Genomic DNA, 24499 nt, shown 5'->3' on the forward strand with positions numbered 1-24499 from the left:
CTTGTTCAATAAGCAAACAGGTAGCAATTATTTAAATAAAAATAGCCTTTCGGAGGCATTTTGTTGCTTTTAAAGCTTAGGTTCATGCAGAGCCTTATAACCCATTTTGATTGTTTTCAAAAAGTTACAAAGGTTTGGCTAATATGCTTATTAGGTGCAATGACTGGTGCAAAGCCTAAAACTAAATTGCTGCTTCTTACAAATAATTTTTTGAGATAATTTGCACGAACATTCGTTTATGAATCGCTATTACAACATCTAGATAAGCTATGAGAAAATACTACTACCTGTTCTTATCTGTTATGTTCCTGCTCTGGCACGGCCCGCTCTCTGCCCAGAAGGCCTCAGGCTGGCGTCCTGTAGAAGGCAAAATCATGAGTCCCTGGGCCGAAAAGGTAAACCCTGCCAACCCTTTGCCAGAGTACCCACGACCACAGCAGGTGCGCGACAACAACTGGCAAAACTTAAACGGGCTCTGGGAATATGCCATACTACCCAAAGCTCAGCAAACCACTCAGCCAACCGCTTTCGAAGGAACTATACTGGTGCCCTACCCGGTAGAGTCTGCCCTGTCGGGGGTTGGTAAAACGGTGGGAGCCGAGCAGGTGCTGTGGTACCGGCGGCAAATACAGGTGCCTTCTAAATTGCGCCGCCGAAACCTGTTGCTGCACTTTGGTGCTGTAGATTGGCAATGCGATGTATACGTGAATGGTAAGAAAGCTGGCAGCCACCAGGGCGGCTACGATCCTTTTACGTTCGATATTACCCCACACCTCAACAACATGAACCAGCAGGAAATTACCATCAGCGTCTGGGATCCTACCGATGACGGACCACAACCTCGTGGAAAGCAGGTAAAGAAACCTGAATCGATCTGGTACACGCCTGTAACAGGTATCTGGCAGACGGTATGGCTGGAGGCTGTGCCCTCCACCTACATTGCCAGCACACGCCAAACGCCCTCAGTAGATGCCGGCACAGTTACCGTAATGGCTGAAGTGCAGCAGGCACAGGCCAACGACAAAATCAGAGTTTCGGCCTGGGACGGGAAAAAGAAAATTGCTGAGCAGGAGGTGGCTGCCAACGCCGAAGCGGTTTTAAAACTGACGAACCCGACCCTCTGGTCACCAAAAAACCCGCATTTGTATGATTTGCAGGTAGCCGTAGTGCGAAACAATAAGGTGGTGGACCAGGTGAAGAGTTATTTCGCCATGCGCAAAATCAGTATGGAGCCCGATGCAAACGGTATTCAGCGGATGCTGCTCAACAACGAGTTTGTATTTCAGTTTGGCCCGCTCGACCAGGGTTGGTGGCCAGATGGCCTGTACACAGCTCCTACAGAAGAAGCCCTCAAATTCGATATAGAGAAGACAAAGGAAATGGGTTTTAACATGATTCGGAAGCATGTGAAGGTGGAGCCGGCCCGCTGGTACTACCACTGTGACCGCATGGGCATGCTGGTGTGGCAGGATATGCCCAACGGCGATTGGGGACAGTTTTGGGAAAATAACCCAGGTATAGAAGGCAGAGGCGGAGACATGGAAAGAAACCCCGAATCGGAGCAGATTTTCCGAACGGAGTGGACCGCTATTATGGATGCTTTGCACAACTTCCCGAGTATTGTAGTGTGGGTGCCGTTTAACGAAGCCTGGGGTCAATTCAAAACCGTTGAAATAACAGAATGGACTATGCAGCGCGATCCATCCAGGTTGGTGAACAGTGCGAGCGGCGGCAACTTCCATCCGGTAGGGCATATCATAGACCTGCACAACTACCCCGATCCTGCGATGCCGAGAGCTGACCTTTTCGGACAGAAGCAAATACTGGTGCTAGGGGAGTATGGCGGCCTTGGGTTGCCAGTGGAAGGCCATACCTGGCAACAGAAAGATAACTGGGGTTACCAGAGCTTTAAAAGTGCGGAGGAGTTATTTGATCGCTATAAATCGTTTATAGACAGGCTGGAGCAACTGATTCCAAGAGGCTTGTCGGCAGCGGTTTATACCCAAACTACCGATGTTGAGATAGAAACAAACGGCCTCATTACCTACGACCGTAAAGTGATAAAAGTGCCTGCCGAGAAGCTGAAGCAGGTGCATAGCAAGCTCTACAATCCTAAGCTGGTGAAATTAAAGTAGCCTTAAGTCTTTTTGAGCAGCTGTCGCTTGCAAGGCTGTAAGTCGCTAAATCACCCGAAATCGTTTTAATTTCAGGCAAAAGCAGACTATGGTTTGCCTCCGGAAAAAATTCCCCATTAACTATTTTCTATGATACCCTATCTAAAAACTACCTGGCTTTTACTGCCTGCGCTCCTGCTATGGGCCGGATGCAATAACAGTTCCTCAGACCAAAATACAGCTGCCGCAACAGAAGAGGCAGAAGCCTACACGGGCAACCCTGTTTTACCCGGCGATTTTGCAGACCCGCATATTCTGCAGCACCAGGACACGTTTTACATTTATGCCACCACCGGTTCCGAAGCCACTGTTTGGCGTTCAGCTGATTTTGTGAACTGGAAACTCACTAAGCTTAACTGGCCTACCAGCATGCAGGAACCTGATATCTGGGCTCCAGGCATTACCCAAGGCAAAGACGGCAAGTTCTATCTCTACACTTCTACCAATCATAATATTTATGCCGGTGTGGCGGATCATCCGCGAGGACCTTTCAAAAACCTGTTAGGCGACAATACTATTTTTATCAAAAACAGGCAGTGGTGGGATAAAATGCACAGCATCGATGCCGATCCTTTTGTTGACGACGATGGGCAGGCGTACCTCTACTGGGGCTCCGGCTTCGATTTTAAAGACGGTATATGTGCGGTAGGCCATCTGAATGAGGATATGGCTTCTTTTAAGCAACAACCTGAGCTGATTACACCGGAAGGCTATTTCGAAGGTCCGCACATGATGAAGCGAAACGATATTTACTACCTGATGTACTCGGATGGCCTCTACTACGACTCCACTTACAAAGTGCGCTATGCCATGTCCGATAAACCGACCGGCCCATTTAAACAAGGAAAAAACAGCCCAATCCTGACAGCCACTCCCGATGGTAAAATTAGCGGTCCGGGCCACCACTCCACCATAAAGCTCGAAGATGATTATTACATGGTGTACCACCGGCACGTACACCCGTTTTACAAGGGCATCCGGCAGGTTTGTATTGATAAAATGGAGTTTGAGGAAGACGGTTCCATTAAGCGGATGGTGGCCACACAGGAAGGAATACCGCTTGGCTTTGCAAAGGCAAAACCACAGCGGCAGCCGCTTCGGCCTGTAGCTATGGAGGCCTCTGGTACCGTGGGAGCAGCCTACGAGGCAACCCGCGCCTTCGACAGTAACAACGGCACCCTTTGGGCCGTTGCTAAAGATGCAGCTGCAGAGAGCTTGTTGCAGGCAGATTTAGGAGAAGAGAAAATTTTAACTGCCGTTTCGCCGGTATTTGATGCCATTATGGGCAACTACGACTACCGCATCGAAAGCTCCTCCGATGGAAAAACCTGGTCGGCTTATGCAAGTGGAAATAATGCCCAGGCACAGGAGTGGCCGGTAGAGCACCAAAAAGAAATTAAAACCCGGTACATCAGAATACACATAAAAAACAACATGCCGTCATCTGAAAGAACAGGCCTGTGGGAGTTGAAACTCTATTAAGTTAGCAGCCCCTCACAAGCTAAACTTATTTGCAGGTAGAGGAGCTGTGGTAGGGCTCCTCATTCAACCTCTTATAATTTTGAATTTGACTCAGCCATTTAAATTCTGCTAATGAAAACGGCCTTCCGGAGCTTATCTTGGCGCTTTAAGCACTAGGCCCTTGTGTGGTTGCCGAGCAAAAAGTTGTTTCGGTACAACACTTTATTTTTAAATCAAACATTAAAACATGAAGAAACATTTTTTCTTATTTCTGAGCAGCTGCCTGGTTTTCGCGTGTGGCGGTAACAAACCAGAAGAAGCAGCAGAAGATTCAAACGCAGCTGCAAGTTCTTCTGCCACCTATGCTAATCCCGTTCTGCCAGGCGATTATGCCGATCCGTCGGTGGTGAGAGTAGGAGACGATTATTGGGCAACGGCTACTTCATCGGAATGGGCTCCCTTGTTCCCGCTGCTGCACTCCAAAGATCTGGTAAACTGGGAAACCGTTGGCCATGTATTTCCAGAAAGCATGCCAGAATGGGCTGAGGCGCACTTCTGGGCACCCGAGATCGCCCACGAAAACGGAAAGTACTACATCTACTACACAGCCAAAAAGAAGGGAGGCAACCTTTGTGTGGGAGTGGCCAGTGCACCGAGTGCCACCGGCCCCTACACCGACCACGGTCCGCTCATCTGCCAGGAAGTTGGTTCTATAGATGGCTTTGAAATAAGAGACGAGAAAGGCGACTTGTACCTTGTCTGGAAAGAAGATGGCAATAGCCGCGGGCTTCCAACGCCTATCTGGGCGCAGCGTATGAACGAGGAACGTACCGCCCTGACTGGCGAAATGTTCGAAATGTTCCGCAACGACCCTAACACCTGGGAAGGTGGCTTGGTAGAGGGATCAGCCCTGATCCGGAAAAACGGCTACTATTACCATTTCTACGCCGGAGATGCCTGCTGCGGCCGGGAATGCACCTATGGCATAGGAGTGGCGAGAGCCAAAACCCTGCAAGGGCCCTGGGTGAAATACGCCGAAAACCCTATCATGCGTAAAAACGACGATTGGAAATGCCCTGGCCATGGCACTGTGGTAACAGACAAAAACGGTCAGGATTACATGCTCTACCATGCCTATAGCACCCATGCCTCTGTGTATCCGGGTCGCCAGGGGATGCTCGATAAAATTGTGTGGGGAGAAAACGGCTGGCCTTCTTTTGAGAATGATTCTCCTTCGGGTGCCAGTCAACAAGCTGGTAGCGCAGCTACAGCCTCGGCCAGAGAGGTGAATGAAGAGTTTACAGAGGAGAAACTATCGCAAAACTGGCAATGGCCGGTAGGGCAGAAGCCAACATTAAATCTTAATGCCGCTGCCGAAGGCGCACTCTCCCTTACCGCAAGCCCCAAGCAGATTGGTGCTACTTTAGCGCAGCGCACCACTGCTGCCGATTACACTGCTACCACCTCTGTTAACAAAAGTAGTGTAGCCGGAGGCACCATGGCAGGTCTTACAGCCATCGGCGACCAGGAAAACGCAATAGGAGCAGCTGTTCGCAACAACGAAATTTTGCTTTGGGCTGTAAAAGGTGGCAAAGAAGAAATAGTGGCTAAGTCTGCCGCACCACAAGCCGAAGCAATACAGTTCAGACTCACGACCACCAACGGCGACAAAATGGTTTTTGCCTGGAGCGCGAACGGTACCGATTGGACAGAGCTGAATGGAGGAAAGGCAGTAGACGCAGCTTACCTTCCGCCCTGGGACAGAGGCGTGCGGGTAGGCCTTACAGCTAAAGGCCCAGCTACGGCAACTGCCAGCTTTAACGGGTTCAGGATAACAAACACTAAATAGCTTAAGCCTCAGCGGTTGTAATACAGGCAGGTTTCTGAAACCTGTCTGTATTTTTTATTGCCCTAATGGTGAGGTAAGCTTCTTGAACAGAAAACTATAAAACTGTTCCTTATTCACATCTGTGGCTACCTGGACCCATTGCCCTGTACCAGGCGCACGATAAGTTTTTCCTGCAGATGGTCCCGTTGCAATAACATCCATCTCTACCTGCTCCACCACAAAAGCCGTCGGTATAGCAAGATAACTGGTCGTAAGCACATCCCACATAAAGTACGTGTAGTCATAAGCGGGAATCGTGTCGATGGTGGTGGCCCAGAACTGCCCGGCCAGGTGAGCATAAAAGGCAGATGCCTGTGCTGCCAGCTTTTTCAAAAAATCAATAGTTACCGGCACATGGTTGGTCGTGTCTAATGGCACAATGGTAAGCTTTAGCCCCAGTCCGAAAAGGGTTTTTGCCGCCACCGGATCCCAAAATACATTCCATTCGGCAGTGCCATTGTGGTTGTAAGTGCGCACATTGCCGGGCACATCTACTGCTCCACCCATCCAAACTACCTCTTTTATCTTTGTTACAATTGCAGGCTGTTGCGCTACTGCCTGCACCAGGTTAGAACAAGGCCCCGTGAGAAGAACTGTTACTGGTTCGGCAGCAACCGATAACTTCCGGATAATAAAATCCACACTGTTTTCAGGAGTGGCTGTTTCTATATAATTGGCAACATTGAGCATGTCGGGGAGCGCGTTGAGCATTTTAGGCCTGGCCCTCCAATCAGCCGGAAATGCATTTATGCCATGGTATTGACCTACGCCAATTTCTATATGGTCTTTGTTGGTGAGCGCTAATAGTTTCTGGGTAGTTTCCAGAGCGTTCTCAGCGTAACAATCGGCAGGCGTAATAGATATACCTGCCAGATCTATTTCAGGTAACAACAAAAGCAGGAGCAACGAAAGAAAATCATCTACACCGCCATCGTGGTCGAACAGAACAGGTATAGGTTGTGGATTTTGCAATTGGTTCATGTGGCAATATAGCACAAGAACCTGCCAGAATAAATACAGGAGTTAAAATACAACAGAGAGATAAACCAGTTCTGAGTGCATCCGTAACAGGTAGCTGTGCAAGAAAGTGCTTGTCTGCTACCCAATTATGCTAATGAAAATGGCCTCCCGGAGGCATTATAAAAGTAAAGAATTATAGGCTGTTTTGAACAAGTGGTTGTTTTGATTTAGAATTATGGGATTACACTTAAGCTAAAGACTGATGTTACTCTTTCTGAATGGCCTGCTTAATTACGCTCGAAAGCTGGTGGCCCGGTACAGCGCCAGCCTGCTTCCATACAATCTGACCTTTATGGAATAAGATAAAAGTTGGCACACCTTGCACTCGATATTGACTGGCAGCTGCCTGGTTATGATCTACGTTTACTTTCAGTACTTTTAGCTTACCCGAAAACTCCTTTGCCACCTGTTCAACAATAGGGTTCATAGTTTTGCATGGGCCACACCAATCGGCATAAAAGTCTACCAGCACCGGCATACCAGGACTGTTAATTAATTCACTAAACGATTTCTTTGCCATTTTGCTAAATATAAAATGAATGCTTTACCTTTGCCTGATACGAATAAATACCCTAAAATGATTGTTTCGTTTAGCCCTTATTGCACCTATTCCAGTAAAAATAGCAACAGCCGGGTAGGCTTGTGTTTTTTTGCTTCACCTTCATAATGCAGCTCCCTTTTCCAGAGTTGATATCAGTTAAATTTTTTATATATAGCTCTAATATTATATACTATAATCCTTATTTTTAATTTACACTTAACCCTAAAATTAAATTTAAAATGGAAGTATTTAACGGAAACGAAGGCGGCGAGATCGATCTGGCCACAGCTAAGGCATGGATTGGAAACTACAGCGAAAAGCTCATGGAGTCAGATGTTGTAAAGGCTCATTTTTTTGGAAAGGAAGTACTGCAGAGACTGCTGGCACAAGAAGGCTGTATGGGTGCCAGAATGTATTATGGCATAGACCACGACGGCCAGAAACAACTCATCCTGGTTGGGGTCGACGCCTACGGTAAAGATCTGGAAGAAGGAATCATATTAGACAAATCAAGTCCGTGCCCACCCTATTGCAGTGTCGGTACCACATTAGGCAATTAAGTACTGAATGGAGCTTTATAGCATCATAAAATATATTTCTATAGTTAGTATTCTGCTCCCTCTGTTTTACAGCCTGTATCTGCTGCTACAGGTTTCTAAACGGAAGCTTATCTGGCAGATATTTTGGTTTTCAATATTTATAGCAGTGGTGGAGGTGGCCGGTTGGGTCAGCTCCTACCACTCTATAAATAATTTATGGATGGCGCATATTTATATACCCCTGGAATATGCAATACTCTCTTTTATCTACCTGAAGGCATTTAACTCTAAGATAGTCAATAAATTAATTATTGCATCGGTCCTTCTTTTTATATTATTTTGTGCAGCTGATATAGTTTATTTAGAAAGCCTAAATGTCTATAATTCTTATCCGAGGGTAATAGAAAGTTTGCTGATGGTGAGCCTGGGCTTACTGTATTTCTACCAGGTATTTAAAGATGCTGGTAAAACAGATTTGCTGGCCGATCCTTATTTTATGCTTAGTGTGGCAGTGATTATAAACTTTGCAGGCTCATCGGTCATAAACTCTCTCTTCAATGTGATGTTATCTTATTCGAGAGAGTACACGAGGTTGAGCATTATGGTATTAAATTTGTTGAATATTTTTTTTAATGTAATGCTGGTGCTGGTGCTGAGGAGAGCTCCCAGAAATTGAATCCGTTTGTACCCTTTATCATTGCCACCTCTATTATGCTCCTGCTGGCGCTTGGGGTAGTGGTGTTTGTGGTTTTGTATCAGAAGCGACTCATGAAGCACCAGGAGTACCTGCGGCAACTGGAGGAAGCAAGGCAGCGGCAATTGCTCGAAGCGGCGCTGGAGGCGCAGGAAACAGAACGTAGGCGGGTAGCGCGCGATTTGCACGATGAGGTAGGAACAATGCTGGCGCTCGTGAAGTTACAGGCAGGGCAGTGGAGCCATGGGCTACAGCAGCAAGCCACTTCTGATGGAGACCTTCCGGTTAATAACCTGAAGCTGAAACTGGATGAAGTTATGAAGAGCGTGCGCCGCATATCGCACGACCTGATGCCCATTGTGCTCACCAAGTTTGGTTTGGTGCAGGCAATTGAAAGCCTGAGGCGCAGCTTGCCGCCAGGTTGCCAGCTGGCTGTAAAATTTGAGTGCAACATGCCGGCACGTCGTGTATCTCAGAAGTTGGAGCTGGCTTTGTACCGCATTGTGCAGGAGCTGCTTGCCAATACCATCAAGCATGCCGGAGCATCAGAAGTAATCATTAAATTACAGTTCGAAACGGATACAGTGGAGCTTGTTTATTCTGACAACGGCAAAGGGTTTGACTACCAAAGCGTTCAAGAAACAACCAATGCAGGCTTGGGTCTTACAAACCTCCAGAGCAGAATGGCTCTTCTGAATGGAACAATTACTATTAATTCCGGCATCGGAGCTGGCTTTACAGCTGTTGCGAAAGTGCCAGTACAAAATGATTTAAATGATGAGTATTATGAACCGAAAGCCCATAACCCTGGCCGTAGCAGATGATCATACTCTCTTTCGCAAGGGACTGTTAGAGATTATGAAAGGCTTTGAAGAGGTGACTATTCTATACGATGCAGGCACTGGATTTGAACTGCTGGAGAAGATAGAGCATGCCATGCCTGATGTGGTGCTATTAGATTTAGAAATGCCTGATATAGATGGAATTGCTACCGCCCGCTATATTATCAGCAAGTATCCTGATGTTAAGATTTTGCTCCTCTCGATGTATGGAGAGGAACAACTGGTAGAGAACCTGCTCGAAGAGGGCGTGCACGGTTACCTCACAAAAGCATCTGAGCCAGAAGAACTCCGCAATGCCTTACAAGTAGTGTATAAGGGCGAAAAATACATTCAGAAGCAGCCCAATCACCCCTTCGCTATTTAAATTAAACTGCCTGCTACAGCATGGCCAAAGCTGTTGCTACAGATAGCTTATTCCAGAGATTTTTAAGATAATGCCTTTCCTCAGCAGCACCAGATCTGGTGCTGCTGAGGAAAGGCATTATTATTTTGTAGCCGGACAGGAATCGAAACAAATTCAAACCTTTAACCACTCCACACGAAAACCATCTTCCGTAAAAATTTGTTTTATAGGAGTGAAAAAGCAGCAATTTAGCTGTACATCAGCCCCCGCAGCAGAGTCTCCTGACCACGGCAGGTGTTTACATAATTTGCCTAAGGAATGGCCAATAAAGAAGAAAAACTGATTTGTGAACTATGTGAGCGTGAAGTACAGCACCTTTCGCGGCACCACCTGGTGCCCCGCGAGGAGGGAGGCCGCTACGGACCAACTGCAGAGTTATGTCAGCCCTGCCATAGTACTTTGCACCTAACCTTTAGTAACCAGGAACTGGCTACACTCTACAACAGTATAAGTGCCCTAAAGGCAGCTGAGGCGCTCCAGAAGTACCTGAAATGGGTAAAAGACCGGCCCATAGAACGGATTTCAAACAGGCGCGGCAAAAACAGGCGCAAATGGTAATACAGGAGCAGTCTACTGTGGATCAGAGCTGCCTCCTTATTCTTTCAGCTTTAGTACCAGGTCTATCTTAAACTGATGCAGGCTTTCCTCCAAACCTGCCGGGTAACTATGCGGGTTCAGGTAGCGGCGAATACTCTCGTGCAGCGCGTTGAGTTCCTGTTGTACCTTGGCTTTTATAGCTGGTAAGGCAGGAGCGGTATAAGTAAGTTCTCCTTTTATAAAAATCGGCACTAGCAGGTCTTTATAGGCTGTGCCAGGCGCTATAACTTTGCGCCGGGTGCTGTCTACAGGATCTACGACAACCACCCGCTCAGGCTGCTTTTCTGCTTCGTTAAAAATCATGTCGGCCAAGTAGCCGTTCTCCTGCAAGAACCGGCGCACCTGCAACACGCCTGGTGTAGAGGTTTTGGCAAGTTGCTCCGATAATTTTATTTTATAAGACCAGCTGCCGTCTTTTTGTTGCAGGGCAGCGAGCTTGTAAACTCCACCTAAAGCTGGCTGGTCGTAGGCCGTTACCATTTGCGTGCCCACACCCCAGATGTTTACCTTAGAACCTTCCTGCCGAAGACTGGTTATAATATGTTCATCCAAGTCGTTGCTGGCTACAATGTTAGTGGATTCGAAACCGGCGGCATCCAACAGCTTACGGGCTTCCACGCTCAAATAAGTTAGGTCACCGGAGTCGAGGCGGATAGCGTTAAATTTAAAACCTAAGGGCTTTAGTTCAGTGGCAGCTGCAATGGCTTTTTTTACACCCTCCAGGGTATTATAAGTATCTACCAGAAAAACAGAGTCGAAAGGAAAGGCTTCTCCATACGCCCTGAATGCTTCCTGTTCTGAGGCAAACGCCTGCACCCAGCTATGGGCATGGGTGCCACTGAGCGGGATGCCAAACAGCTTGCCGGCCAGTATGTTAGAAGTAGCCGCTGCGCCACCTATATAGGCAGCGCGGCTTGCTGCAAGCGCTCCGTCTATTCCTTGTGCCCTTCGCATGCCAAACTCCACCACCCGGTTGCCTTTGGCTGCATCTGCTACCCGTGCAGCCTTGGTTGCAATCAGGGTCTGAAAGTTAATGATGGTGAGTAAGGGAGTTTCGATCAGCTGAGCCTGTAATAGAGGCCCGCGTACCCGCACAAGCGGCTCATTCGGGAACACTACGGTGCCCTCGGGTATTGCTTCTACATCGCAGGTAAAGCGCATCTCACGTAAATAATCCAGGAAAGCAGGTTCAAAGAGAGATTGCTGCTCACTTCCTTTTAAGCTTGCCAGATACGCTAGATCCTCCTCCCGAAACCGAAGCTCCTCTAAATAATCTATTATATAGGCTAGGCCAGCGGCAATGGTATATCCTCCTTTAAAAGGGTTCTTACGGAAGTACAGGTGAAACACCGATTCCTGCTCCGCCATACCTTGTTTCCAATAGCCATAGGCCATCGTTAATTGGTACAAATCGGTGAGTAAGGTAAGAGAAGAGGCGTAAATATCTTTTAATTTCATGGCAGGTAAAATAGAACAGGCAGGTAGGTTTACCTGGGTTTCTGTGTTGTAAATATATTCGTGGTAGCTAAACCGCCGTACTAATAATACGGGTAAGCTAATTGGGTTCAAGTAAGTATTTATCGTTGGGTAAGGCAACAAATCAACGGTACAATTTTTAACTTTACACCATGATAAAGCGGCAATTTATTCCTTTCTCCGAGTTAAAGCATCACAAAGCCATTGTAGTAGACAGTACCCATCCCAATGGGCTTACCTTGTCGCATTGGCGCGGTGCACCTACTCCAGCAACAGTTCGCGACGATACCAGTGCCGCCATGGTGCTGCATGCGCTGCGTCAGAACTTGCCAAGCTTGGAATTGCCTTACGTTACGGCAAATCATTTTGATATAGATGGCTTTGTAGGGGTTTGGAGTTTGCTGCATCCGGAGCTGGCGCTGGAGAACGAGGAGCTGCTGCGGCAAATGGCCCTTATCGGAGATTTCAGGGAGCTGGACCTGAACCACCCACTGGCTGGGGAGGCGCTAAAGCTGGTATGCTGGATTAATGCGCGGGAGAAGGAGCTGTTTTACCCGCCGTTTGGAGCGGAGCAGCTGCCGGAGTCTGAAGTGACGCTCTGTCCTAAAAAGTTTGCGTACTTCTTGCGTGAGTTTGGGCGTGTGCTGAAAGACCCTGATTGGGAGAAAGCAGTTTGGGAAGATGAGGTGGGGGAGGTGCTGCTCGGGTACCGCGACATGTACAAGCCCGAAACTAAACTTTTGCGCCACCCGGAGATTGGGCTGGTGGTGCTGCAGCTTCCGGAACCGGTGCATTACTATGCCCTCTTTAGCCGCACCTTAGGCTTCGATATTGTATTGAGTTGCTACAGCGACAACCGGTACGAACTTGAGTACAAATACACCACTTGGGTAGATCTAAGCTCCAGGCCCACTTTGCCGCGCATTAACCTGGCACCACTGGCGGCACGGCTAAACGCCCTGGAGCAATCTGGACATACCTGGACCTGCGATGCCATTACCGAAACTGGTCCGCTGCTGCGGCTAAACGGCGACAAACTGACCCAGGTTGAAGCATTTGATAACCCGACCTCCCGGAAAATCTTTAGTTCGTCTATCTCGAAGGAGGAGTTGCAAATGCAGGTGGTGTCCTATTTCCATAAAGCCTATGCCGGCCTGGAGCCGCGTTATTTCTGGAGCTGGAAAGAGGTAAAGGAGCTGCAACAAACTCTGCGGCTCTAGTTGCCTAAGCAGCTTCTGCGCATCTTCTGAGCACCTTATTGGTAGCTTTTGCTGTATAAGACATGCCGGTGAACGTGTACCTCTCACCTAATATTTTCTCACTTAACTTGAATAACCTTGAAACTGCTGCATCTGAAAATTTACCTTTTGTGCTTGTTGCTACTGCTTTGGGGTTGCAAGCAAGACCCCGGCAATACCCACGAAACCCGACAAAGGCAAGAAAGAACATCAGTAGAAACAGCACCTGCAAAAGAGCCAGTTCATCCAGATCCTCAGTTAGAAAGGAGTGTGCCGGAAAGCAAATTACCTGAAAATACAGCTGGCGATAGGGTAGTGGCTGTTAAGGATGGCGACACTATGGATCTGTTACGAAATGGGCAGGTTATAAAGGTGCGGCTCTATGGCATAGACAGTCCGGAGAAAAACCAGGATTTTGGACAACGTGCCAAGCAATACGCTTCTGATCTGGCCTTTGGAAAATACGTAAAGCTGATTGCACACAACACCGACCGGTATGGGCGCACGGTAGGAACCATCATTTTGCCAGACGGTCGTAACCTGAACGAAGAAATGGTGCGAGAAGGTCTTGCCTGGCATTACAAAGCCTACTCCAAAGACCTGAACCTGGCAAACCTCGAAACAGATGCACGGCGTTTTAAACGCGGCCTCTGGAAAGATCCTAATCCTGTTCCGCCCTGGGATTTTCGGAAAGGCATCAGAAGCAATACTGCCACAGCGGCTGCACCTGGAACTAACCAGGCAAAAGCTCCGATTCCGGCAGGTGCTACCAAACGAAATGTTTACATTTGCAACAGCTCTGGCTCTGCTGTTTACCACGTTTCTGCGTCTTGTTCCGTATTAAAGCGTTGCAAAGCCGAAGTACTTACTTTAACTGAGGCAGAAGCTATCAGGGAGCATAGCCGAAGACTTGACAAAACCTGCGGCTCCTGAGCTTTGGTGCTTGCTTTTTGCTATTAATTGTACTAACTATTTATGACAATACGCTTCAACCCTATATACATCAGAATGTCTTTCTTAAAGTTACTAAAGAGCTCCATCTTCATTTTAGCTTTATCGGCCAACGCTTGCCAGAGTTCAGAGCAAGAGCAGACACAAGGATCGGTTACTGACCAAAGCACAGTTCCCGCAGTCGATTCTGCAGCCCAAACCGAACGCCGGCCAGCCCCGGACTTTCATAGAATTCCGACAGAAAATGCCCAGGACAGGGTGTATGTATGCGACGATGCCCATGCAGATGTGTTCCACACAGAGTATAACTGCGAGTTGCTGAACGGCTGCCAAACTGTAAAGAAAAATGTAACGTTGATTAGGGCTGTAGAAGACTATGGCCGCTATAACTGTGACATCTGTAGTAAGGACATGGCCATTATTTTCGATGAAAAACAGGTTATCCAGAGGCGCTAGCCCTTCACCAGCTTAACTGTGGAATGCCTCCGGAAGGGCAATTTGATTAGAATAATTTGGTGTCTGTTGTTAATGCTTTCTGGTGTGTAACACAAGCAAAGGAACATCGGCTTTGTAAGTCATTTTTTCGGCGAGGCTGCGCGAGAACAGCTCCTGAAAAAAGCCTTTGTCTTTGCGGAGTATAGCCACCAGGTTAGCACCCGACTGGTTGTAGTAGTCAATAATGCCATCTTGGCGATGCCGGCTTACTACCTCCTGGAACCGCATAGGGCTGTCGGGGTAAGTGCGCTGCAACTCCTCCCAGAACTGCTGCGACCTGGCACCGCCTTCTCTCGTCGCTTCCTTCGATACATGTATAACATCGACAGCTGCATTGAACAGATTGGCTATTTCCCAAACCTGATGCAGCGCGTATTTATCATCTTCATTATAATCTGAGGCATAAATAATTCTTGTGATCTCAGGCCAATTGGCAGACGCCGGAATAGTGAGTACCGGACATCTCACCTGCTCAATTACTGCTTCAGCGTTGCTCCCTATTAGTAGTTCTTCCAGCGTGCTGCCGCCTCCGGTGGTACCCATCACCACCAGGTCGTAACCTTCGGTGGAGGTTAACTGCCCGGCAATATCTGTCAGCAGCGCTTCTTTCACCAGGTAGTCACAGGTAAAGGCACCGTTGTTTGCTCCAAATTTTTGTTCCAACTCCTGCTGAAGGGCTGTCATTTTTTCGCCAGCATCCCTAATTTGCTCCTGAAGCAGCTCACTCGCTATCAAGGCTGTTTCGGAGGTGTCTACTACAGGCAGGTGCACCACGTGCAGGAGGGTAAGATGGGCGCCTGCGCGATTGGCTATGGTAGCAGCATATTCTACCGCCTTGCTGGCAGTTTTGGAAAAGTCGGTAGGGCAAAGAATCTTTTTCATAGAAAACAGTTTGGGGGTTGTGCAATCAAAAGTATATCCTGATTTGCCTATGTATACGTACCCGGACAAAAGAGATCAGCATATTTTATGATAAATAGGAGCTAGTGCACCAATTGTATGGCGGCGTAAGCATCGCTTGCCAATGTTGCATTTTATCCACTAGCCTGGCAGGCGGCTGCACCTTACAAGCTGCTTCTGGAGTATGTTCTTTAGAGAATATAGTTTGATGAAAATGGCTTTGTCATTTTGAAGGGATCTTGTGGGCGAGAGGCATCAGCTAATTACTATCTGCTTTTAAGTTTAAGTTCGCATAGCTACTGCTCCTTCTGTGACTTTGGAGTAAAGCTGTTGTATGGCTGAAGTCTTTGTTCTTTTTGTCTTGATACAAAAAGAACCAAAAAAATCAAGACGATTTTGAACTCGCTGAACGCTCAAACAAAAAATCGTCAATGGGTGCACCTGACTACAGGTATTCGCCCTGTAGCTTGCTGCCGCAATACATTGAATGTAGTTAGTTTTTTTACTGAAATTATTCTAATGAAATCCGCCTTCCGGAGGTGAAATATGAGGTTTTGGGCTTAGGCTTTTGAAGTTGGGGAGGGGTATAAACAAAAAATCCCCCACTGAACCAGCGGGGGATTTACTATATAATTGAGTTGATATTATTGCTTGCTGCCGTCTACTTCTTCGTAGTCTACGTCTGTTACACCGCCATCGGCTGTTGCTCCCTGAGCACCTGCATCAGGGCCACCTGCCTGGCCGTTGCCACCTGGTGCACCACCTGGCTGACCTTGAGTAGCTGCGTACATTTCTTGAGAAGCTGCGCTCCAGGCATTGTTCAGGCCTTCCAGAGCTGCATCTATACCCGCTACATCTTTAGCGCCGTGGGCAGTACGTAACTGGGCAAGAGCGCCTTCAATGGCAGTTTTGTTGCCTTCAGAAAGTTTATCGCCATACTCCTTCAGCTGCTTCTCAGTCTGGAAGATCATAGAGTCGGCTGCATTCAGCTTCTCGATTTCTTCTTTCGCTTTTTTATCAGCTTCAGCGTTGGCTTCGGCTTCCTGGCGCATACGTTCAATTTCCTGCTCGCTCAGGCCAGAAGAAGCCTCGATACGGATTTTCTGCTCTTTGCCTGTTGCTTTGTCTTTGGCTGTTACATGCAAAATACCGTTGGCATCAATATCGAAAATTACTTCGATTTGAGGAACACCACGAGGTGCTGGCGGAATACCATCTAAGTGGAAGCGGCCGATGGTGCGGTTGTCGCGAGCCATTGGGCGCTCACCTTGCAGTACGTGGATTTCCACAGACGGCTGGTTATCAGAAGCAGTAGAGAAAGTCTCTGACTTCTTTGTAGGAATGGTTGTGTTAGACTCGATCAGTTTGGTCATTACACCACCCATTGTCTCGATACCCAGCGAAAGCGGCGTTACGTCCAGCAGGAGCACGTCTTTTACTTCACCGGTTAATACACCACCTTGAATTGCAGCACCAATGGCTACCACTTCGTCAGGGTTTACTCCTTTAGATGGTTTCTTACCGAAGAATTTCTCTACTTCTTCCTGCACTCTTGGGATACGGGTAGAACCACCAACCAAGATTACTTCATCGATATCGGAAGTAGAAAGGCCGGCATCTTGTAAAGCCTTGCGGCAAGGTTCCATAGAGCGACGGATCAGGTCGTCAGACAGCTGCTCAAATTTAGCACGAGTTAATTTACGTACTAAGTGCTTCGGAATACCGTTTACAGGCATAATGTAAGGCAGGTTAATCTCCGTTTCGTTAGAGCTGGAGAGTTCAATTTTCGCCTTTTCAGCAGCTTCTTTCAGACGCTGTAATGCCATTGGGTCTTTACGCAGGTCTATGTTCTCGTCGTTGATGAACTCCTGAGCAAGCCAGTTAATGATTACCTGGTCAAAGTCATCACCACCCAGGTGCGTATCACCGTTAGTAGAAAGTACTTCGAACACGCCATCGCCTAACTCCAGGATAGAAATATCAAATGTACCACCTCCTAAGTCGAATACCGCGATTTTCTGGTCTTTGTGTTTTTTGTCTAAGCCGTATGCCAGCGCAGCCGCTGTAGGCTCGTTAATGATACGTTTTACTTCAAGGCCTGCAATCTGTCCGGCTTCTTTTGTAGCCTGACGTTGCGCATCGTTAAAGTAAGCAGGCACCGTAATAACGGCTTCTGTTACAGTTGTACCTAAGTAATCTTCGGCAGTGGCCTTCATTTTCTGAAGCACCATAGCAGAAATCTCCTGAGGCGTGTACTGGCGGTCTCCAATCTCCACACGAATCGTGTTATTGCTGCCTTGTACCACTTTGTAAGATACCTGCTTTGCTTCTTCACTAACTTCGTTGTAGCTATGACCCATGAAGCGCTTGATAGAAGCAATCGTGTTCTGTGGGTTTGTGATTGCCTGGCGTTTGGCAGGGTCACCTACTTTGCGCTCTCCGTTACCGTTGTCTAAAAAAGCAACGATAGATGGAGTAGTTCTGCGGCCTTCGCTGTTCGGTATAACTACTGGCTCATTACCCTCCATTACAGAAACGCACGAGTTAGTTGTACCTAAGTCAATACCAATTATCTTTCCCATTCTATAGTTTTATTAATGTATTTTCTGAATCAAAATTCTACTGTTGTCAGGTTTATATCAAGGCTTGTGCCAAGCGGGGAAATAGGTTTTTTTTATGTCATTCTGTCACAATGGGAGGTGAGATCGGCCTCATGGCTGTCTTTATTTTTATTCCGTCAGTTTGTTACGACAGTTTTTCATAGAACAGACACTGCATGAAGAATGAGATGTTTTGTGCTGACAGGTTTTAAGAAAAGACATAACATGGGCAGCAGGACGGGGTAGGTAGTTGCCACCGGGGCACCTAATTATCCTAATGAAAATGGACTTCCAGAGCCATTTTTAGCTTATAGCAGGCTTACCCCAAAGCTAAAGCAGAGAGACCTCTGATGATGAGGACTGATAAAAAAAGCGTCCTGGTTTTGGGAAAGTGCCTCTACAGCTAACTTTTCCAAAACCAGGACGCTTCTCTTAACTCTGCCTGCGAGGGTTAAGTTGTAACGAATTGTCGTTTTTCCATGGGTTTAATGCTGGTGAGATCGGCTATTTTTATTGCCTTACCGGTCTCGCAGCTGTTACGGGCAGCTATGCCTACCAGAATAGACAAGGCTCCGTCTCGTACGCCAGCTGCCTGATGAAGCGGATCTGATTTTACGCCCAGGAAGATAGCATCCGTCAAGAGCTTGTCGCCGCCACCGTGGCCACCTTCTGCATGCGGCACTTTTATAATTTCGCGGCCGCCGAAATTCTTTGTCAGTACAATTTCCTCGTAATCTTTCTCTACGATCGGGTTGCTTTCTTCTACCCAGCAGTCTATGCGGCCTTTGGTGCCGTTAAAGGCAATGCGGTAGCCTTCGTATGGGGAATAGGTCGTAAGGGAGTAGCTTACCTGCACACCATTTTTATACTTAATGGTAGCCGCCATTTTATCATAAATGTCAATATCTTCTTTCCAGACACAGCCATCGCGCAGGTAGCCATCATGTTTCTCGTGGTCTACATACAGCTCAACCAACTGCTGTCGCTTCGTTATGTCGAAATAGAAAGCGCACTTATCTTTGTGCGGGCAGGGGCGGCAGTTGGTGTGGCGGAACGGGTTGTTTTTGCCATAAAACTCCAGCGCACCTGCGGCATACACTTCTTCCGGATCAGATTCGATCCACCAGTTTAGCAGGTCAAAGTGGTGTGTGGCTTTGTGTACCCATAAGGTGCCGCCTTTCTCTTTTAGCCTGTGCCAGCGACGGAAATAATCGGAGCCATGGCGAGTGTCGAGGTACCAGTGGAAATCTACGGAAGTGAGGTCTCCGATTTCGCCGCTATGCACCAGTTCGTATAGCTTTGCGCGGTGGGGAGAGTAACGGTAGTTAAATGTTACGGTTACTTTTTTGCCTGTTTTCTTTTCCGTGTCCAAAATATCCTGGCACTTTTTCTCGTCGGTGGTCATGGGCTTTTCCGTGATAACATTAGCTCCCATCTCCATACCTTTAATAATGTACTCGTGGTGCGTGTTGTCTACCGTCATTACCATGAGCGTATCGGGCTTCACCTTTTTCATCATCTGTTCAAAATTGGTGAAGGTAGGACACTTAAAGCCTGTTTTCTTTTTAAAATACTCCAGGCGGCCAGGGTTTACATCGCAAAGCCCTACATATTCCACTCTTTCGCCGTATTTTTCATTGATCGACTTAGACCACATACCGAGCGCTCTGCCGCCGGTGCCCACAATAGCAATTCTCATCTTTTTATTGGCAGCTGCTGCTACGGCTGCAAAAGGGTTCAGTACTACAGAGCCCGCTAGAGCTGCTGTGGCTGTCAGGAAGCTTCTTCTGGAGAAGGCGTTTTCACTGTTGTTCATAGCAATTGTAAAAGTTGGAAAATGCTTTTTATAATTTTCAGTTAAGTTCTAATGGTGTTCAGTCGTGAGCAGGGTGCGAGGCACCATCATTTTCACAGAAAGAGAACCAAGAGGGGATTTTTTAGTTCTTATCTAACTAACGGTAGTTAAAATAGAAGTTCCTGTTTACAAAACCATCCTGTTGTGTCATGTTACTTCAGAAAAATTTAGAAGAACTATTTTTTAGAAGCAGAGAGCAGCGCTGCGGTGAGAGTAGGGTATTCTGAATAAGGAACAATAAGCCTGTGCCCCTGCTGCATAGGCGCAGCAGGGGTAGAAAAGTTGCTTAGGATGTAGCAGCTTTAAGATGAGACTAATTAGCTGGATATGCTTACAAAAGCTCCTTTAAGTTAACCCAACGGTGCTCCCTTGCAGATCTAAAGATTGCTTCTATCACCAGTGTGTTTTCCAGTGAGTCTTCCAGGGTAACAGGTACTTCTGAGTTATTTTGTGCAGCTTTTGTAAATGCCTCAGTCATAAGGCGGTATTGGTCACATATTTCGAAAGACAGCGTTTTTACCTGCTTTTGCAGAATGTCACCAGAATTAATTTTTATTTCGCAAGATGTGTCATTGGGCGCATTAAACGGTATCTGAACCTCTAGTTGCTGGGTTTCGCCAAAGAAGTGCATCCGCTGATAAGGTACCAGTTGGGTACTCACCGAAAAAGATACCTGTACAGACGGGAATTGCATGATAACGCTGGTGAGCTTATCAGTGCCAAAGCCCGGGTCTGTTTCCATCAGGGAAATGACTCGAAGAGGTTCCTCTCCGAGAATGTACCTGCAAATTGTTACAGGGTAGCAGCCTATATCCCACATGGCGCCTCCTCCAAAGGCTGCAATGTTACGAATATTATCAGGAATGATGTTAAAGTAGCTGAAGCTGCCTTGTATAAGCTTTATTTTTCCGAGGGTGCCTTGCTGCACCAGGTCACGCGTTTTTTGCCATTGCGGATGTGACCGCACCATAAAGGCTTCCCCGACTTTTACCTTGTGTTTATCTCTGGCTGCAATGAGTTTTCTTACATCCTGGCTGCTCAGTGCAATTGGCTTTTCGCACAGTACGTGTTTGCCTGCTTCTATGCACTTTAAAGTATACTCGGCGTGGAGGTGGTTGGGCAGCGGGTTGTATATAATATGAATATCAGGATCGGCAATTAGTTCGTCGTAGGAGCCATAAACCTTCGGGATACCCAGTTTCTCGGCTGCGGCCTTTGCTTTATCTACATTGCGAGAGGCGATGCCATACACCTGGAAATCTGGATGATCAGCCATGGAAGGAATAACTTTTTCCAATGCAATTTTGGCTGCCCCTAATACGCCCCAGTTCATTTTCATAAGATTGTCGGGTTTGGTGTCTAAAAATATATTGAAAAGTTAAGATAAGTAAATCCTCTGAATTTATCCGGCTCAGCAGGCTGCTTCTTTCCAGACATAAACCTACTAAAAGGCTAATGTAATTGCTGCAGTTGTTAATCTGCAGCTTGCACAGCTCAGGCCGTACTGCTCTATAAGCTCGGCTAGGAGTTTGGTTTTTCTCTGAAGGTTTATTCAAGTAAAGGCGTGGCATGAAGGTTTTCTATCAAAAAGACCTCCGGAAGACCTTTTTGATTAGAATAATTTGATTTGAGCTTTGTTAGTATACTTAAATGGTAGGCCGGGCAAAATTAATCTGTATTCAGGTTCCTACCACAATACATACTTAAAGTGTAGCAAAGTTGAAAGTGGGGGGTAACAAAAAAGCGCTGCCAAACTTAATTGGCAGCGCTTTTAAATAAATCTATCGATCCGAAACCTACATTTTTAAAGGTGTCATTTTAGGTACTAACGATTTCATAACAGACCAGGCAATAAGATAGGCAACCGCGCAAATACAGAATACGATGGTGTAGCCAGGCTCCTTGCTTCCCCAGGTAGTTTCGCTGTAGTCAAAAAGCATACCACTGCCTTTGTTGATCATGAACGAGCCGATACCACCAGCCATACCGCCGATACCTACAATCGTAGCAGTAGCTTTTTTAGGGAACATATCGCTCACAGTAGTAAAGATGTTAGCTGACCAGGCCTGGTGAGCAGATCCCCCGATACCTATCAGCAACATTGCCCACCAGTAGCTGTACTGGCCGAAATACTGCGCGCCAATTATTACGAGCGGGAAGAGAGCAATGATAAACATGGCTTTCATACGGCCGGCATAAGGCTCCATACCCTTGTTGATAAAGTAAGTAGGAAAGGCACCACCACCAACAGAACCAATAACGGTAATGGTATAAAGCAAGGCAATAGGCCACTGGATGTCAATGCCTTCCATTCCATATTGTGCTTTCAGGTAAGCAGGAGTCCAGAACAGGAAGAACCACCAGACACCGTCAGTCATAAACTTGCCAAAGGCAAAAGACCAGGTTTGGCGGTATTTCAGGCATTGGATAAACGAGAACTTTTGGCCATCGTCTTCTTTTTCCTGCTCAATCGGTTCTTCATTGGCAATGTCATCGCTATGGATGTACATGTATTCTGCAGCACTCAGTTTCTTGTTTTTAGATGGTATCTCATACATTATTAACCAAGCGACTAACCACACAAAACCTACTGCACCAATGATAATAAAAGCCCATTGCCAGCCCATATGGTACGCGATCCAGGGCACAACAATAGGTGCCAGAATAGCGCCAACGTTTGCACCTGAGTTAAAGATACCAGTAGCAAAGGCACGCTCTTTTTTAGGGAAATACTCGGCTGTTGCCTTAATGGCAGCCGGGAAGTTACCAGCTTCACCAACCGCAAGCACAGTACGGCCTAGCGTAAAGCCTAATATGCGACCCGGAATAAAGGTAGCAAAGGCATGCAGAATAGCACCAATAGACCAAACAATAATGGACCAGGCATATCCTTTTTTCGTTCCTAACCAATCTATAAAGCGGCCGGCAAACAACATAGAAGCAGCATACACGATGGAGAAAACCCCAACAATGGTTCCGTAGTCACTATCTGTCCATCCGAACTCCTCTGCAAGCAATGGCTGCAGCAAGCTTAGAACCTGCCGGTCTAAGTAGTTGATGGTGGTGGCAAAGAAGAGCAATGCGCAGATCGTCCACCGGTAATTGCCGACTTTTTGCGTTACACTGCTCGAAAGTGTAGGTTTTGTCATGAGGATAATTGTGTTAAAAATTTATGAAATCAGGTAGTTAAGGCACTTCCACCTGCCACGGCAGGTACTGACGCTGCAATCTATGCCTATTCTATTACTAAACATGAGCTTACGTTCGTTAATTTCCAGTCACATTGCAACAGTTCCGCCAAGTGTGCCTGAAAAATTCAATATCTGTAAACTACTTCTGTAACAGTAATTGCTCCTCCTGCCTTAGTACTACTGGAGCAGGAGGAGCTAAAAAAATGCTAGAACTTAAAGAAGTTGTTGGCGTTGTTGTAAGAAATATCTTCTACCATTTTGCCAAGCCATTCCATTTCGCTTGCTGGCAACTCGCCATTTTCAACATCGTTGCCGATCAGGTTGCAGAGTATTCTTCTGAAATAATCGTGGCGAGGGTAGGAGAGGAAGCTTCTGGAGTCGGTCAGCATGCCTACAAAACGGCTCAGAAGACCCATGTTAGAAAGAGCGTTCATCTGCTTCTCCATACCGTCTTTCTGATCGAGGAACCACCAGCCTGAGCCAAACTGAATTTTACCTGGCGTTGAACCATCGTTAAAGTTACCGATCATGGTAGCAAAAACTTCGTTTTGGGTTGGGTTCAGGTTGTACAGAATTGTTTTAGCCAGTTGGTTGTTGTTATCCAGCTTGCCTAAAAACTTAGACAGTGGCTGCGCGATGTCAAAATCACCAATAGAGTCGAAACCGGTGTCAGGACCAAGTTCACGCATCATGCGTTTGTTGTTGTTGCGCAGTGCACCCAGGTGGAACTGTTGAGTCCAGCCTTTTTCGTGGTCCATCAGCGCCAGAAACACCAGCATCGCTGACTTAAATTTGAGCAGCTCATCTGCCGAGATCTCTTGTTTGCTCAGAATTTTGTCGAAAATGCTGTTGATTTCTTCGTCTGTATAATCAGCTGCATAAATTGTTTCGAGACCGTGGTCAGAAAGGCGGCCACCTTGCTCATGGAAGAAGTCATGTCGCTGTTTCAGCGCGTCCTGCAGGCCTTGGAAGTTGTTGATAGATATACCGGAGGCTTTCTCTAGTTTCTGCAGGTACTTCAGGTAACCATCTGCTTCCGGAGCCATGGCTTTGTCAGCGCGGTAAGTTGGCAGCACTTTAATACCAAAGTCGTCGGCCTTTATTTTCTGGTGGTGCTCCAGGCTGTCGGCAGGATCGTCGGTGGTGCAGATCACCTTCACGTTCATTTTTTTCAGGATGCCACGCACGCTGAACTCGTCTGTCTGAAGCATGGCAGTGCAGGAGTCGTAAATCTCGCGGGCAGTTTCCGGCTTTAAGATTTTCTCAATTCCAAAAGGTCTTTTGAGCTCCATGTGCGTCCAGTGGTAAAGCGGGTTACGCATGGTGTAAGGCACTGTTTCGGCCCACTTCTCAAACTTGGCATAATCATCGGCATCGCCGGTGCAATACTTCTCATCGATGCCGTTGGTGCGCATGGCTCTCCACTTGTAGTGGTCGCCATAAAGCCAGATCTCAGTCAGGTTCTTAAATTTCCTGTCAGAGGCAATGTCTTCAGGGGGGAGGTGGCAATGGTAATCAATGATCGGCATGTGCTTGGCATGCTCATGGTATAATGTCTGTGCCGTTTTGGTCTTGAGGATAAAATTCTCGTCTAAAAATGACATGGTGTTTTTATAATAAAGTAGCTAATAATA

General features: G+C 47.0%; 20 protein-coding genes. 11 read left to right on the top strand and 9 right to left on the bottom strand.

The features are described from left to right. Positions 1-269 precede the first annotated feature (269 nt). The 3 genes from ACMA1I_RS12960 (at position 270) to ACMA1I_RS12970 (ending at position 5484) form a co-directional block, all read left to right on the top strand. Positions 270-2135 carry a glycoside hydrolase family 2 protein gene (locus tag ACMA1I_RS12960; RefSeq protein WP_337068785.1) on the top strand — a complete coding sequence of 622 codons (1866 nt, stop codon included), beginning with the start codon at positions 270-272 and terminating at the stop codon, positions 2133-2135. Positions 2136-2264: 129 nt separating this feature from the next. Next, complete coding sequence (locus ACMA1I_RS12965) at positions 2265-3656, top strand: family 43 glycosylhydrolase (protein WP_337068787.1); 1392 nt, start codon at positions 2265-2267, stop codon at positions 3654-3656. 226 nt (positions 3657-3882) lie between these two features. Beyond that, positions 3883-5484, top strand: a complete 1602-nt coding sequence (locus ACMA1I_RS12970) for a family 43 glycosylhydrolase (protein ID WP_337068789.1) — start codon at positions 3883-3885, stop codon at positions 5482-5484. A gap of 54 nt (positions 5485-5538) precedes the next feature. On the opposite strand, the gene ACMA1I_RS12975 is transcribed toward ACMA1I_RS12970, so the two are convergent. Both ACMA1I_RS12975 and trxA read right to left on the bottom strand, forming a co-directional pair. Continuing rightward, the gene (locus ACMA1I_RS12975) at positions 5539-6504 is read right to left on the bottom strand and encodes a nucleoside hydrolase (protein WP_337068791.1); all 966 of its coding nucleotides are present in this window, start codon (positions 6502-6504) and stop codon (positions 5539-5541) included. A 244-nt stretch (positions 6505-6748) separates the two neighbouring features. Further along, entirely contained in the window at positions 6749-7063 is a 315-nt protein-coding gene (trxA, locus tag ACMA1I_RS12980; RefSeq protein WP_337068793.1) for a thioredoxin, read from the bottom strand. Between the two features lie 260 nt (positions 7064-7323). Between trxA and ACMA1I_RS12985 the strand changes: the two genes are divergently transcribed. From ACMA1I_RS12985 to ACMA1I_RS13005, 5 genes are all read left to right on the top strand, one after another. Next, positions 7324-7644 carry a hypothetical protein gene (locus ACMA1I_RS12985; RefSeq protein ID WP_337068796.1) on the top strand — a complete coding sequence of 107 codons (321 nt, stop codon included), beginning with the start codon at positions 7324-7326 and terminating at the stop codon, positions 7642-7644. Positions 7645-7843: 199 nt separating this feature from the next. Next, positions 7844-8299 carry a hypothetical protein gene (locus ACMA1I_RS12990; RefSeq protein ID WP_337068797.1) on the top strand — a complete coding sequence of 152 codons (456 nt, stop codon included), beginning with the start codon at positions 7844-7846 and terminating at the stop codon, positions 8297-8299. Beyond that, positions 8296-9141 (top strand): sensor histidine kinase, encoded by an 846-nt coding sequence (locus ACMA1I_RS12995; RefSeq protein ID WP_337068799.1) that lies wholly within the window; start codon positions 8296-8298, stop codon positions 9139-9141. The genes ACMA1I_RS12990 and ACMA1I_RS12995 overlap by 4 nt, the downstream gene beginning before the upstream one ends. Continuing rightward, entirely contained in the window at positions 9104-9523 is a 420-nt protein-coding gene (locus tag ACMA1I_RS13000; protein ID WP_337068801.1) for a response regulator transcription factor, read from the top strand. Before ACMA1I_RS12995 ends, ACMA1I_RS13000 begins: the two co-directional genes overlap by 38 nt. A 297-nt stretch (positions 9524-9820) precedes the next feature. After that, positions 9821-10120, top strand: coding sequence for an HNH endonuclease (locus ACMA1I_RS13005; RefSeq protein WP_337068802.1), 300 nt, complete (start codon positions 9821-9823; stop codon positions 10118-10120). A 36-nt stretch (positions 10121-10156) separates the two neighbouring features. On the opposite strand, the gene ACMA1I_RS13010 is transcribed toward ACMA1I_RS13005, so the two are convergent. Beyond that, positions 10157-11617, bottom strand: coding sequence for a nicotinate phosphoribosyltransferase (locus ACMA1I_RS13010; protein ID WP_337068803.1), 1461 nt, complete (start codon positions 11615-11617; stop codon positions 10157-10159). Between the two features lie 170 nt (positions 11618-11787). Between ACMA1I_RS13010 and ACMA1I_RS13015 the strand changes: the two genes are divergently transcribed. The 3 genes from ACMA1I_RS13015 (at position 11788) to ACMA1I_RS13025 (ending at position 14280) form a co-directional block, all read left to right on the top strand. Further along, a complete protein-coding gene (locus ACMA1I_RS13015) occupies positions 11788-12855 on the top strand; it encodes a DUF6687 family protein (RefSeq protein WP_337068804.1) in 1068 nt (355 codons plus the stop codon). A 117-nt stretch (positions 12856-12972) separates the two neighbouring features. Beyond that, on the top strand, positions 12973-13806 hold the full coding sequence (locus ACMA1I_RS13020) for a thermonuclease family protein (protein ID WP_337068805.1): 834 nt from the start codon (positions 12973-12975) through the stop codon (positions 13804-13806). Between the two features lie 42 nt (positions 13807-13848). After that, positions 13849-14280, top strand: a complete 432-nt coding sequence (locus ACMA1I_RS13025) for a hypothetical protein (RefSeq protein ID WP_337068806.1) — start codon at positions 13849-13851, stop codon at positions 14278-14280. A 69-nt stretch (positions 14281-14349) separates the two neighbouring features. Here the strand turns inward: ACMA1I_RS13025 and ACMA1I_RS13030 are convergent, their stop codons facing one another. The 6 genes from ACMA1I_RS13030 to uxaC form a co-directional block, all read right to left on the bottom strand. Next, positions 14350-15201: a universal stress protein gene (locus tag ACMA1I_RS13030; RefSeq protein WP_337068807.1), complete on the bottom strand. Its 852-nt coding sequence runs from the start codon at positions 15199-15201 to the stop codon at positions 14350-14352. Between the two features lie 662 nt (positions 15202-15863). Further along, positions 15864-17801 carry a molecular chaperone DnaK gene (gene dnaK, locus ACMA1I_RS13035; RefSeq protein WP_337068808.1) on the bottom strand — a complete coding sequence of 646 codons (1938 nt, stop codon included), beginning with the start codon at positions 17799-17801 and terminating at the stop codon, positions 15864-15866. Positions 17802-18270: 469 nt separating this feature from the next. Beyond that, complete coding sequence (locus ACMA1I_RS13040) at positions 18271-19635, bottom strand: Gfo/Idh/MocA family oxidoreductase (RefSeq protein ID WP_337068809.1); 1365 nt, start codon at positions 19633-19635, stop codon at positions 18271-18273. 370 nt (positions 19636-20005) lie between these two features. Continuing rightward, on the bottom strand, positions 20006-21013 hold the full coding sequence (locus ACMA1I_RS13045) for a Gfo/Idh/MocA family oxidoreductase (protein WP_337068810.1): 1008 nt from the start codon (positions 21011-21013) through the stop codon (positions 20006-20008). 457 nt (positions 21014-21470) lie between these two features. Beyond that, positions 21471-22823, bottom strand: coding sequence for an MFS transporter (locus ACMA1I_RS13050; RefSeq protein ID WP_337068811.1), 1353 nt, complete (start codon positions 22821-22823; stop codon positions 21471-21473). Positions 22824-23071: 248 nt separating this feature from the next. Next, a complete protein-coding gene (uxaC, locus tag ACMA1I_RS13055; RefSeq protein ID WP_337068812.1) occupies positions 23072-24469 on the bottom strand; it encodes a glucuronate isomerase in 1398 nt (465 codons plus the stop codon). Positions 24470-24499 lie beyond the last annotated feature (30 nt).

Origin of the sequence: Pontibacter sp. 13R65 (assembly GCF_047525655.1) — a bacterium.
Taxonomy (GTDB): domain Bacteria; phylum Bacteroidota; class Bacteroidia; order Cytophagales; family Hymenobacteraceae; genus Pontibacter.

Excerpts from the sequence above, each read along its gene's own strand:
- ACMA1I_RS12960 (WP_337068785.1), top strand. The coding sequence starts at position 270 with ATGAGAAAATACTACTACCTGTTCTTATCTGTTATGTTCCTGCTCTGG.
- ACMA1I_RS12965 (WP_337068787.1), top strand. The coding sequence starts at position 2,265 with ATGATACCCTATCTAAAAACTACCTGGCTTTTACTGCCTGCGCTCCTG.
- ACMA1I_RS12970 (WP_337068789.1), top strand. The coding sequence starts at position 3,883 with ATGAAGAAACATTTTTTCTTATTTCTGAGCAGCTGCCTGGTTTTCGCG.
- ACMA1I_RS12975 (WP_337068791.1), bottom strand. The coding sequence starts at position 6,504 with ATGAACCAATTGCAAAATCCACAACCTATACCTGTTCTGTTCGACCAC.
- trxA (WP_337068793.1), bottom strand. The coding sequence starts at position 7,063 with ATGGCAAAGAAATCGTTTAGTGAATTAATTAACAGTCCTGGTATGCCG.
- ACMA1I_RS12985 (WP_337068796.1), top strand. The coding sequence starts at position 7,324 with ATGGAAGTATTTAACGGAAACGAAGGCGGCGAGATCGATCTGGCCACA.
- ACMA1I_RS12990 (WP_337068797.1), top strand. The coding sequence starts at position 7,844 with ATGGCGCATATTTATATACCCCTGGAATATGCAATACTCTCTTTTATC.
- ACMA1I_RS13000 (WP_337068801.1), top strand. The coding sequence starts at position 9,104 with ATGAACCGAAAGCCCATAACCCTGGCCGTAGCAGATGATCATACTCTC.
- ACMA1I_RS13005 (WP_337068802.1), top strand. The coding sequence starts at position 9,821 with ATGGCCAATAAAGAAGAAAAACTGATTTGTGAACTATGTGAGCGTGAA.
- ACMA1I_RS13010 (WP_337068803.1), bottom strand. The coding sequence starts at position 11,617 with ATGAAATTAAAAGATATTTACGCCTCTTCTCTTACCTTACTCACCGAT.
- ACMA1I_RS13015 (WP_337068804.1), top strand. The coding sequence starts at position 11,788 with ATGATAAAGCGGCAATTTATTCCTTTCTCCGAGTTAAAGCATCACAAA.
- ACMA1I_RS13025 (WP_337068806.1), top strand. The coding sequence starts at position 13,849 with ATGACAATACGCTTCAACCCTATATACATCAGAATGTCTTTCTTAAAG.
- ACMA1I_RS13030 (WP_337068807.1), bottom strand. The coding sequence starts at position 15,201 with ATGAAAAAGATTCTTTGCCCTACCGACTTTTCCAAAACTGCCAGCAAG.
- dnaK (WP_337068808.1), bottom strand. The coding sequence starts at position 17,801 with ATGGGAAAGATAATTGGTATTGACTTAGGTACAACTAACTCGTGCGTT.
- ACMA1I_RS13040 (WP_337068809.1), bottom strand. The coding sequence starts at position 19,635 with ATGAACAACAGTGAAAACGCCTTCTCCAGAAGAAGCTTCCTGACAGCC.
- ACMA1I_RS13045 (WP_337068810.1), bottom strand. The coding sequence starts at position 21,013 with ATGAAAATGAACTGGGGCGTATTAGGGGCAGCCAAAATTGCATTGGAA.
- ACMA1I_RS13050 (WP_337068811.1), bottom strand. The coding sequence starts at position 22,823 with ATGACAAAACCTACACTTTCGAGCAGTGTAACGCAAAAAGTCGGCAAT.
- uxaC (WP_337068812.1), bottom strand. The coding sequence starts at position 24,469 with ATGTCATTTTTAGACGAGAATTTTATCCTCAAGACCAAAACGGCACAG.